8 protein-coding genes are annotated in these 10,541 nt (G+C 63.4%); 6 read left to right on the top strand and 2 right to left on the bottom strand.

Annotation, left to right across the window (positions count from 1 at the left end):
• The first annotated feature begins 95 nt into the window (after positions 1-95).
• Both hemE and E4L98_RS09070 read left to right on the top strand, forming a co-directional pair.
• Complete coding sequence (gene hemE / locus E4L98_RS09075; protein WP_135201233.1) at positions 96-1,181, top strand: uroporphyrinogen decarboxylase; 1,086 nt, start codon at positions 96-98, stop codon at positions 1,179-1,181.
• Positions 1,182-1,915: 734 nt separating this feature from the next.
• Positions 1,916-3,931 carry a primosomal protein N' gene (locus E4L98_RS09070; RefSeq protein ID WP_135201232.1) on the top strand — a complete coding sequence of 672 codons (2,016 nt, stop codon included), beginning with the start codon at positions 1,916-1,918 and terminating at the stop codon, positions 3,929-3,931.
• On the opposite strand, the gene E4L98_RS09065 is transcribed toward E4L98_RS09070, so the two are convergent.
• The gene (locus tag E4L98_RS09065) at positions 3,928-4,815 is read right to left on the bottom strand and encodes an ArgP/LysG family DNA-binding transcriptional regulator (protein ID WP_135201231.1); all 888 of its coding nucleotides are present in this window, start codon (positions 4,813-4,815) and stop codon (positions 3,928-3,930) included. The genes E4L98_RS09070 and E4L98_RS09065 overlap by 4 nt on opposite strands.
• A gap of 95 nt (positions 4,816-4,910) precedes the next feature.
• Here E4L98_RS09065 and E4L98_RS09060 point away from each other — a divergent pair, with 95 nt between their 5' ends.
• Together E4L98_RS09060 and E4L98_RS31155 are read left to right on the top strand one after the other, a co-directional pair.
• Positions 4,911-6,353 (top strand): dihydrolipoyl dehydrogenase, encoded by a 1,443-nt coding sequence (locus E4L98_RS09060; protein ID WP_135201230.1) that lies wholly within the window; start codon positions 4,911-4,913, stop codon positions 6,351-6,353.
• Between the two features lie 91 nt (positions 6,354-6,444).
• Entirely contained in the window at positions 6,445-7,578 is a 1,134-nt protein-coding gene (locus E4L98_RS31155) for an HD-GYP domain-containing protein (protein WP_307722099.1), read from the top strand.
• Here E4L98_RS31155 and E4L98_RS09050 read toward each other — a convergent pair.
• Complete coding sequence (locus E4L98_RS09050) at positions 7,571-8,053, bottom strand: SRPBCC family protein (protein WP_135201229.1); 483 nt, start codon at positions 8,051-8,053, stop codon at positions 7,571-7,573. The two genes, E4L98_RS31155 and E4L98_RS09050, sit on opposite strands and share 8 nt — an antisense overlap.
• Before the next feature lie 150 nt (positions 8,054-8,203).
• Between E4L98_RS09050 and E4L98_RS09045 the strand changes: the two genes are divergently transcribed.
• Both E4L98_RS09045 and E4L98_RS09040 read left to right on the top strand, forming a co-directional pair.
• Positions 8,204-10,285, top strand: coding sequence for a UvrD-helicase domain-containing protein (locus E4L98_RS09045; RefSeq protein ID WP_135201228.1), 2,082 nt, complete (start codon positions 8,204-8,206; stop codon positions 10,283-10,285).
• The gene (locus tag E4L98_RS09040) at positions 10,282-10,494 is read left to right on the top strand and encodes a SlyX family protein (RefSeq protein WP_135201227.1); all 213 of its coding nucleotides are present in this window, start codon (positions 10,282-10,284) and stop codon (positions 10,492-10,494) included. The genes E4L98_RS09045 and E4L98_RS09040 overlap by 4 nt, the downstream gene beginning before the upstream one ends.
• The last annotated feature ends 47 nt before the right edge of the window (positions 10,495-10,541 follow it).

Below are 10,541 nucleotides of genomic sequence, written 5' to 3'. Positions count from 1 at the left end.
GTAGCGGCCGCTACGGCTGGGGCCGTGACGCAATGGAAGACCTGACCCCGGATTTGATGGGATAATAGTTCTTTCATCGCTTTTGATTGTCTTCCATGCCACAATTTGCCCCGCTCAAGAATGACACCTTCCTGCGCGCATTGTTGCGCCAGCCGACTGAGTACACCCCGGTGTGGCTGATGCGCCAGGCTGGACGCTATCTGCCCGAATACCGCGCCACGCGCGCCAAGGCCGGCTCGTTCATGGGCCTGGCCACCAATCCGGATTACGCCACCGAGGTCACGATCCAGCCGCTGGACCGCTTCCCGCTGGATGCCGCCATCCTGTTCTCGGATATCCTCACCGTGCCCGACGCCATGGGCCTGGGCCTGCATTTCGTCGAGGGCGAAGGACCGAAATTCGAGCGTCCGCTGAAAACCGAGGCTGATGTGCATGCGCTGCGCCTGCCCGAGCCCGGTTCGCTCGATTATGTGTTCAAGGCGGTGACGCAGATCCGCACAGAGCTGAACGGCCGTGTGCCGCTGATCGGCTTCTCCGGCAGCCCTTGGACGCTGGCCTGCTACATGGTGGAAGGCGAAGGCTCGCGCGAGTTTCACACCATCAAGAAGATGCTGTACAACCGCCCGGACTTGATGCACCACGTGCTGGACGTGAACGCCCGCGCCGTGGCCGAGTACCTGAACGCGCAGATCGACGCCGGCGCCCAGGCGGTCATGATCTTCGATTCCTGGGGCGGCGCGCTGGCCGATGGCGCTTATCAGGAATTTTCGCTGAAGTACATGCAGCAGGTGCTGTCGCTGCTGAAACGCGAGAAGGATGGCGTGAAGATCCCAGCCATCGTCTTCACCAAGGGCGGCGGCCACTGGATCGAGCAGATCGCCGACATCGGCGCCGACGCGCTGGGCCTGGACTGGACCGCCAATCTGACCCTGGCGCGCCGGCTGGTCGGCCACAAGGTCGCGCTGCAGGGCAATCTGGATCCGGCCATCCTGTTCGCCAGCCCGGAACAGATCACGGCGGAAGTGCACAAGGTGCTGGACGCCTTCGGCAAGCCGGACGCCAACGGCAGCGGCCATGTCTTTAATCTGGGTCACGGCATTTCGCAGTTCACGCCGCCGGAAAATGTGGCGGCCATGGTGGCGGCTGTGCACAACTACGGCAAGCAGCTGCGCTCGGCCTGATCGACTGGTGCATAAGGGGCCGGTTTCGACGGAAACTGGCCCCTTTTTCATTGGTGCGAAGGGACTATGCAGGGCAACTTATGCACAATTTTATTTGCTCCTGAAATAACTGCCTGTGGGCTACTTTTAGCTGCGTGGCATCTTGCAAGTACTTGATTCGCAAGCATAAAATCTGCGGCTATAGAGGGCGGATTTGACAGCTTGTAAACCCTGATAGAGGTAACAATCCGATTTGTTTCTTCATTTTCCACAAAGTTATCCACAAAAACTGTGGATAAAAAATAAAATGACTTAGTAAACCGTGACTTAGCCGTAATATTGCTATTTAGACTTAAATTTCTGTTGCATTGCACGATTTTTAGGCAAAAATGGCAGCCTTGCCAAGTTGGTTGTCAAGCCGCAAAGCGTCAGCAGAGCATAAGCTTAAAATTCGGTGCTCTTGTGCTGTGCAGTATTGACTGTAATGCACTGAAAACAGCGTGATTTGAACAAAAAAAGCATCGTAAATACTTCACTTATACACAGCGGACAGCCAGCGACGGGGTTTTCCGGCCCGCTGGGAAGCGTTTTTTAAGTAACTGATTTTAAAGAGAAAAAATTTTGACTTTCGACCCGGTTTTCGATGATACCAACATGGATGTCAGTGCTTTCCGGGGGTTAAGTTTCCATTGTCCACAAAGTTATCCACAGAAACTGTGGATACATACAGCATCGATATTTTTGCAAGGTGCAGCATGAATAATCCACGGCCTTGCATCCTGCAAATCGCCATCGATACGCCGCTCAACGCGGTTTTCGATTACCGGTGGCAATGCGAGCCGGCCGACCGGCCGCACGCAGGCCAGCTGGCGTTGGTGCCGTTCGCGCATCGCGAGGTGGTCGGGCTGATCGTCGGCGTGGCTGAGCAGACCGATGTGCCGGTGGATAAGTTGAAGGATGCGCTGGCGGTGCGGGCCCAGCTGTCTCCGTTGTCGCCGCAGTGGCTGGCGCTGGCCGGCTTTGCCGCCGATTACTACCAGCGGCCGCTGGGCGAGGTGGCGCTGCCGGGATTGCCCAAGAATCTGCGCGTAGGCACCACCGTCGCGCTGGACCGGGCGATCAAGAAGCTGGCCAAGCTGGCGGCGCCGCACGATCCGGCGCCGGCCGATATGCCGGTGCTGAATGCTTCGCAGCAGCAGGCGGCCGATGCGATCGGCGGTGCCCAAGGCTTCCAGCCCACGCTGTTGTACGGCGTGACCGGCAGCGGCAAGACCGAAGTCTATCTGCAAGCCTGCGCGCAAGTGCTGGCGCGCGAAGCGGAAGGCCAGATTCTGATCCTGGTGCCGGAGATTAATCTGACGCCCCAGCTGGAGGCCAACATCCGTGCCCGCTTCCCCGGCGTGATGCTGGCGACCCTGCACAGCAGCCTGTCGGAAGGCGAACGCATGCTGCACTGGCTGGCCGCGCATCAGGGCAAGGCGCGCATCGTGCTTGGCACGCGGCTGGCGATCCTGGCGTCGCTGCCGCAGCTGAAGCTGATCGTGATCGACGAGGAACACGATCCTTCCTACAAGCAGCAGGAAGGCCTGCGCTATTCGGCACGCGATCTGGCCGTATGGCGCGCCTGGCAGCTGCAGATTCCCATCGTGCTGGGCTCGGCGACGCCATCGCTGGAAAGCTGGCACCACGCGCAGTCCGGCCGCTACCGCAAGCTGGAGTTGCGCGAGCGCGCGGTGCGGAACGCCGTGCTGCCGCAGGTGAAGCTGATCGACATGGAGCGCGACAAGCCCACCGACGGCCTGACCGCGGCGCTGGTAGCGGCGATCGGCCAGCGCCTGGAGCGGGGCGAGCAGTCGCTGCTGTTCCTGAACCGACGCGGCTATGCGCCGGTGATCTGCTGCGAATCCTGCGGCTGGGTCAGCGAATGCACGCGCTGCACGTCGTTCATGGTGCTGCACCGTCCCGAACATCGGCTGCGCTGCCACCATTGCAGCCTGGAGATGCGCATCCCGCGCCATTGCCCGACCTGCGGCAACGTCGACCTGCAGCCGCTGGGACGCGGCACGCAGCGCGTGGAGGAAGGCTTGCAGGCGCTGTTCCCGGAAGCGCGCGTGCTGCGCATCGACGCCGACTCCACCCGCAAGAAGGGCAGCGCGCAGGAGGCGTTCGATACCGTGCACCGCGGCGAGGTGGATATCCTGATCGGCACGCAGATGGTGGCCAAGGGCCACGATTTTAAGAAGCTGACGCTGGTGGGCATCATGAATCCCGATACGGCGCTGTTTTCTCAGGATTACCGCGCCAGCGAGCGCCTGTTCGCGCAGCTGATGCAGGTGGCCGGCCGCGCCGGTCGTGCCGGCATTCCGAGCGAGGTGCTGATCCAGACCCGTTATCCGCAACATCCGCTGTACGGCGCGGTGGTGCATCATGATTACGACCACTTCGCCTCGGCCTTGCTGGAGGAGCGCGAGCAGGCCGCCCTGCCGCCCTATCTGTTCCAGGCGCTGTTGCGGGCGGAAGCGCGCGAGCTGGCGACGGCGCTGGAATTCCTGGCCATGGCGCGCGATTGTCTCGAACATCCCGGCATCACCATCAACGATCCGATTCCCATGACCATGACGCGGGTGCACAATGTGGACCGCGCGCAGCTGCTGGTCGAATCGCCGTCCAGGCCGGCGCTGCAGGCGTTCCTGAAGGAGTGGATGCGCGCGCTGCGCGACCTGAAAAGCCGCGTGAAGTGGTCGCTGGAAGTCGATCCGCTCGATATTTAGAGCAAATAACGGCGGGCGGTGGCGATGATCTGTTCCGACAGCGCGCGCGTGAACGGCGTGTCCAGGTTCCATGCGTGCCAGTTCAGCGCCACGTCGATATGGTGGCCTGGCGCCAGGTCGACCAGGCGCTCGTCGGCCAGCGCGCCGGCCACCTGCGCCGCCGGCATCAGGCCATATGCCAGGCTGCCATGGATGCATGCGCTGCTGGCCGCCGACAACGGCAGCGTGTGATGCGGATAGGCGCCGCGCCAGTCCAGCGCCTGTTGCAGGAAAGCGTCCATCATGTCGCGGTCGCTGACCAAGGCCGGCGCCAGCTGCGCCGCTTCCACCGAAAAGCCGTCGCCGAACCAGTGTCCGGCAAACACCCTGGTGGCCACGCAGACGAAGCGCATGCTGCCCAGCGGTGTCACCTGCGGCCCGTTCGGCCGTACATCATCGGCCCCGGCCGCCGCCACGCAACCGAATACGCTGCCCTCGCGCACCAGATGCAGCGCCAGCTCGCGCGTCGCCACCTGGATGTCGAGCTGGCAGCGTGGCGGCGACAGCAAGGGTTGCAGACTCTGCGGAAACCAGGTCGCCAGGCTCACCGTATCGACCGCCAGAGAAATCTCCGGCATGCTGACCTTGTTGCCGAGGTCGATGTCGAGCGAGGCTTCCATCAGCTTGACGTTGCGGTAATGGGACACCAGCCGCTGGCCCAGCCCGGTCGGCAGGGCCGGCTGGCCGCGTACGATCAGCAGGCGGCCGGCCGCATCCTCCAGCGCCTTGATGCGCTGCGATACGGCCGACTGGCTGATGCCGAGCGCCAGCGCGGCCTTGTCGAAGCTGCCCTGGCCGACCACGGCGTCCAGCACGGCCAGCGCGCGGTAGTCCAGATTGTCCATAAGTCAAACTTATAAAATTTGAAAACGATAAGCCATACTAATACTGTTTTGCCTCAAAGTAAAACACGATAGGCAAACGAGAGTAGACTGACAGCATGAAAACCCTACGCACCCAAGTCGCCATCATCGGCGCAGGCACAGCCGGCATGACCGGCTATCGGGCCGCCAAGGCCGGCGGCAAGCAGACGCTGCTGATCGAAAGCAATGTCTACGGCACGACTTGCGCGCGCGTGGGCTGCATGCCCAGCAAGCTTCTCATTGCGGCGGCCGACGCGGCGCACATGCTGCACGCGGCGTCCGGCTTCGGCGTGCACGCCGGTGAGGTGCGCATCGACGGCAAGGCGGTGATGGCGCGGGTGCGCAGCGAACGCGATCGCTTTGTCGGCTTCGTGGTCGAGAGCGTGGCGGCGTATCCGGCCGAAGACAAGCTGCACGGCCACGCCCGTTTCCTCGGCCCGACCCGGCTGCAGGTGGACGACCACACCCTCGTCGAGGCGGAGCGCTTCGTGATCGCCACCGGTTCCACCCCCATCGTGCCCGACGAGTGGCGCGCCGCCGGTCCGCGGGTGATCACCAGCGACGCGGTGTTTGACTGGGACGACTTGCCGGCATCGGTGGCCGTGGTCGGCACCGGCGTGATCGGGCTGGAACTGGGCCAGGCGCTGGCGCGGCTGGGCGTGCGCGTGACCATCTTCGCGCGGGGCGGCAGCGTGGCCCAGCTGTCCGATCCGGAGGTGCTGGAAGTGGCGCGGCGCGCCATGAGTGACGAGCTGGACGTACGCTTCAAGACCAAGGTGATCAAGGTCGAACAGCACGGCGACGGCCTGGCCGTGACCAGCGAGGATGCCGGCGGCCAGCAGCGCACCGAGCAGTTCGCCTATCTGCTGTCGGCCATCGGCCGCCGGCCGAATGTGCACCAGCTGGGACTGGAAAACACCGGTCTCCAGCGCGATCACCACGGTATTCCGCTGTACGACCAGCAGACCATGCAATGCGGTGACAGCGCCATCTTCATCGCCGGCGATGCCAACGACGAGCGGCCTCAGCTGCCGGAAGCGGCCGATCACGGCCGCATCGCCGGCGACAACGCCGCGCGCTATCCCGAGGTCAAGCCGGGGCTGCGCCGCACGCCGCTGGCGATCAGTTTCACCGAGCCGCAGATCGCCACCATGGGTGCCAGCTATGCCGAGCTGTGCGTGTCGCACCCCGGTCGTTTCGCCGTCGGCAAGGTGTCGTTCCATAACCAGGGCCGCAGTCGCGTGATGCTGCAGAACAAGGGCATGCTGCGCGTCTACGCCGAATACCAGAGCGGCCGTTTCCTCGGCGCCGAAATGATCGGACCGCGCGCGGAAAACATCGGCCACCTGCTGGCCTGGGCGGTGCAGGCGGGCCTGCCGGTGGACGCCATGCTGGACATGCCGTTTTATCATCCGGTGGTGGAGGAAGGGGTGCGCACCGCGCTGCGCGACCTCGCGCATCACCTGAAACACGAACCGGCCCACGATTGCCCTTGCGTGGATTGCACGCCCGCGCCGTGATTGTTATTGTTAAATCAAAGATACAAAAATCTTACACATTGTTAGCTAAAAAGCCTTATCCTGCCGCATCGTCAGGATTTTGAGCAGTGGAATGAACATACGCAAAGTGACGGCAGCCGACTTAAAGTTGGGCATGCTGCTCCCGTGGGATGTGTACGGGGAAAATGGCGCTTTGCTGATACGCAAGGGACATCTGATCGCCAGCGCCAACCAGATCGCCTATCTGGTCGAGCGCGGCGTGTTTGAAGACGGTCAGCCGGCGGAAGCGCCGCGCGAACCGCCGTCTGTCGTGCGCAAGCTGAATGCCGCCTATCTGGAATTGCACACCGTGTTGCAGGCGGTGGTCAGTGGCCCGGCCCCGGCCGACTTCCGCCGCAAGCTGGACGAGATCGCCCTGATGGTGCAGTCGGCCGTCGATCTGAGCGCGGACATCGCCACCGCCAGCATCCTGCACAACCAGCAGCAAGCGCCGTACGCGGCGCGGCACCGCGTCAACACGGCGGTGGTGACGATCTTGCTGGCCCGCGCACGCCAGCGTTCACGCAACGACGTGATGACCGCCACGCTGGCGGCGCTGACCATGAATCTGGGCATGCTGGAACAGCACCAGCGCTGGCACGACAGCGGCGCGCCGCTGGGCGAGCAGGACCGGGCGCAGATGCTGGCCCATCCCGAGCGCGGCGTGCAGCTGCTGCGTCAGGCCGGCGTCAACGATGAGGCCTGGCTCAGCTGCGTACTGCATCACCACGAAAACGAGGACGGTTCCGGCTATCCGGCCGGCCTGGTGGGGGCACAGATTCCGCTGCTGTCCAAGCTGGTGGCGCTGGCCGACCGCTATTGCGCCCGCGTGTCCGAGCGCAGCTACCGTCCGGCCATGACGCCCAATGCCGCGCTGCGCGACATGCTGCTGGAAACCCGCACCACGCTGGATACCAATCTGGTCTCGCTGGTGGTGCGCGAACTGGGGATTTATCCGATCGGCAGCTATGTGCGGCTGGTGAACGGCGAGGTGGCGGTGGTGTCGCGGCGCGGCCTGCAATCGACCACGCCGCACGTGGAATCGGTGATCGGGCCGCGCGGCGCGCCGCTGGACCCGTTCCTGCAGCGCGACACGCGCCACGCGCAGCACGCGATCCGCGAGGTGCTGACCACCGCGCAGGTGGCGGCCATGGACGCGCCGCCGCTGCGCATGGCGCAGGTGTGGGGCCGCGCCGCCGTCAGTTGAGGGTGGCGTCCAGACGGCCTTCGCGCGCCAGTTCGCGCATCATGCCGATGGTGTCGATGTCCGATTCGACGTAGGCCGAGCGGCGGAATTCGTCGTACATGGCGTTGGCCTCGTCGGTGGCGGCGTCGTGGCTGTCCTCGTACTGGAAGCGCACGAACAGCGTGTCCTCGGTCGGCGTTTCGATGGTCATGGTCAGGCTGGATTCGGCGATGTCCTGCTGCGCCGCCACGCGGTAGCGCACGCTGCGCATCGGTTCCAGTTCCACATGGTCTTCCACCACCAGCTGGCCGTAGCGCAGGCGGCGGCGGAAGCCCTGCTCGGTGCGCTCGTCGATGATGCTTTCGTCCAGGTGCGGCACGAACAGCTTGGGCGATTCGGCGCGCAGCACCAGGCCGCGCCAGACTTGTTCGTGGCTGAGGACGTCGATCAGCGGATTGAGCGGATCGTTCACTTCGATCAGATGTTCAAATTTCATAATTGCAACCCAAATAAGGTGAGGGGTCCATGCCCCTGGTCAAACGCATGGTAACGCAAATGCCGCATTGACCTCATGCGTCGCATCAGTGGCGGGCCCGGCGACTGATACAATGTGGGGCTGTCCGTCCGTTTTACTACCCCTCGTCCGATGTCCACTCAAGTCCCCGTATTCGGCCTTAATCTGCCGCAGAGCCAGGCTGTTACCTACCTGGATGGTCCCTGCCTGGTGCTGGCCGGCGCCGGCTCGGGCAAAACCCGCGTGATCACGCAAAAGATCGCCCACCTGATCGAGGACCGCGGCTACGATCCGCGCACGATCGCCGCGCTGACTTTCACCAACAAGGCGGCGCTGGAGATGCAGGAGCGTATCGCCAAGCTGCTGAAACAGCCGAAACAGGCCAAGCAGCTGACGGTTTCGACCTTCCACTCGCTGGGCGTGCGTATTCTGCGCCAGGAGTGCAACGAGCTGGGCCTGAAGGACCGCTTTTCCATCATGGACAGCGACGATTGCGGTTCGCTGATCCAGGACATGGCGATCACCACCGACAAGCAGGTGGTGCGCCGCATCCAGACCGACATCTCGCTGTGGAAGAACGGCCTGATCGATCCGGTCAAGGCGCTGAACCAGGCCAAGGACGAGGACGAGGCGCAGTCGGCGCGCATCTACGCCAGCTACGTGGCCACGCTGTCGGCCTACCAGGCGGTGGACTTCGACGATCTGATCCGGCTGCCGGTGGAACTGTTCCGTGACCATGAACACGTGCGCGACAAGTGGCAGCGCCGCCTGCGCTACCTGCTGATGGACGAATACCAGGACACCAACACCTGCCAGTACGAGCTGGTCAAGCTGATGGTGACCGGCCTGGGCAAGAAGCCGATGTTCACCGCCGTCGGCGACGACGATCAGGCGATTTATGCCTGGCGTGGCGCCTCGGTGGAAAACCTGAAAACCCTGCAAACCGACTTTCCCGACCTGGAAGTGATCAAGCTGGAGCAGAACTACCGCTCCACCACGCGTATCCTGCAAGCGGCCAACGCGGTGATCGGCAACAATCCCAAGCTGTTCGAGAAATCGCTGTGGTCGGAGCACGGTCTGGGCGAGCCGATCGAGGTGCTGTCGATGCCGACCGACGACGCCGAGGCCGACCAGGTGGCGATCATGATTTCGGCCGACCATTTCCAGCGCAAGAACAAGTGGTCCGATTACGCGATCCTGTACCGCGGCAATCACCAGGCGCGCATCATCGAGCAGGCCTTGCGCAAGGAGCGCATTCCGTACACGATCTCCGGCGGCCAGTCGTTCTTCGACAAGGCCGAGATCAAGGACATCATCAGCTACCTGCGCCTGCTGGCGAATACCGACGACGATCCGGCCTTCATCCGCGCCGTGACCACGCCGCGCCGCGGCGTCGGCCAGTCGACGCTGGAGACGCTGGGCACCTTCTCGGCGCAGTGGAACTGCTCGCTGTTCGAGGCCGTATTCAAGGGTGGCATCGAGGCGCTGCTGCAGGACCGCCAGCTGAACCCCCTGCGCGACTTCTGCAACTTCATCAACAACCTGGAATCGCGCGCCAGCCGTCCCGGCCCGGCGGGCAGCGGCGACAACGCGGCGCAGGTGCTGGATGACATGCTGGAGGCGATCAATTATGAAAACTATTTATACGATATGTTCGACGAGCGGGCGGCCCAGAGCAAGTGGCAGAACGTGCTGGAATTCGTCAACTGGCTGAAGGACCGCGGGCGCGGCGGCAAGGACCGCGACGGCGAAGAGAAGAACGTGCTGGAACTGACCCAGATGGTGGCGCTGATGTCCATGCTCGAAGGCCAGGACGAGGATCCGGACGCGGTGCGCATGTCGACCCTGCACGCCTCCAAGGGGCTGGAGTATCCGCACGTGTTCCTGGTCGGCTGCGAGGAGGGCATCCTGCCGCACAAGGGCGACGCCGACGCGCCGGCCGAATCGATCGCGGCGCGGGTGCAGGAGGAGCGGCGTCTGATGTACGTCGGCATCACGCGCGCGCAGCGCACGCTGAAGGTCACGTGGTGCAAGAAACGCAAGCGCGCGGGCGAGCAGGTTCACTGCGACCCGTCGCGCTTTATCAAGGAAATGAAACTGGACGAGGGCACGGCGGTGCCGATGGAATCCGAGAAGCTGACGCCGAAGGAACGCCTGGCGCGCATGAAGGAACTGCTGGCCACGCCCAAGCCGGACAAGGAGCAAACGCAGTGAAGAATACCGAAGACCGATTCATGGACATCGAAATCAAGGTCGCCTATCAGGAAGACCTGGTGGAGGCGCTGAACCAGCGCATCCACGAGCAACAGCAGCAGATCGACAAGCTGGAGCAGCTGTGCCTGTCGCTGGCCCAGCACGTGCGCAACCTCTCACAGAACAACAGCGGCAACCAGCTCCCGCACGAGCGGCCGCCGCACTACTGATCCTGAGGTAGCGCAAGCGCGCTGCGATTGCGATCCGGTAGATTGAG

Origin of the sequence: Duganella callida (genome assembly GCF_004614165.1) — a bacterium.
Taxonomy (GTDB): domain Bacteria; phylum Pseudomonadota; class Gammaproteobacteria; order Burkholderiales; family Burkholderiaceae_D; genus Rugamonas; species Rugamonas callida.
The sequence above is the reverse complement of the archived record's forward strand: the minus strand, read 5'-3'. Positions and strand labels throughout refer to the sequence as shown.

Excerpts from the sequence above, each read along its gene's own strand:
- hemE (WP_135201233.1), top strand. The coding sequence starts at position 96 with ATGCCACAATTTGCCCCGCTCAAGAATGACACCTTCCTGCGCGCATTG.
- E4L98_RS09070 (WP_135201232.1), top strand. The coding sequence starts at position 1,916 with ATGAATAATCCACGGCCTTGCATCCTGCAAATCGCCATCGATACGCCG.
- E4L98_RS09065 (WP_135201231.1), bottom strand. The coding sequence starts at position 4,815 with ATGGACAATCTGGACTACCGCGCGCTGGCCGTGCTGGACGCCGTGGTC.
- E4L98_RS09060 (WP_135201230.1), top strand. The coding sequence starts at position 4,911 with ATGAAAACCCTACGCACCCAAGTCGCCATCATCGGCGCAGGCACAGCC.
- E4L98_RS31155 (WP_307722099.1), top strand. The coding sequence starts at position 6,445 with ATGAACATACGCAAAGTGACGGCAGCCGACTTAAAGTTGGGCATGCTG.
- E4L98_RS09050 (WP_135201229.1), bottom strand. The coding sequence starts at position 8,053 with ATGAAATTTGAACATCTGATCGAAGTGAACGATCCGCTCAATCCGCTG.
- E4L98_RS09045 (WP_135201228.1), top strand. The coding sequence starts at position 8,204 with ATGTCCACTCAAGTCCCCGTATTCGGCCTTAATCTGCCGCAGAGCCAG.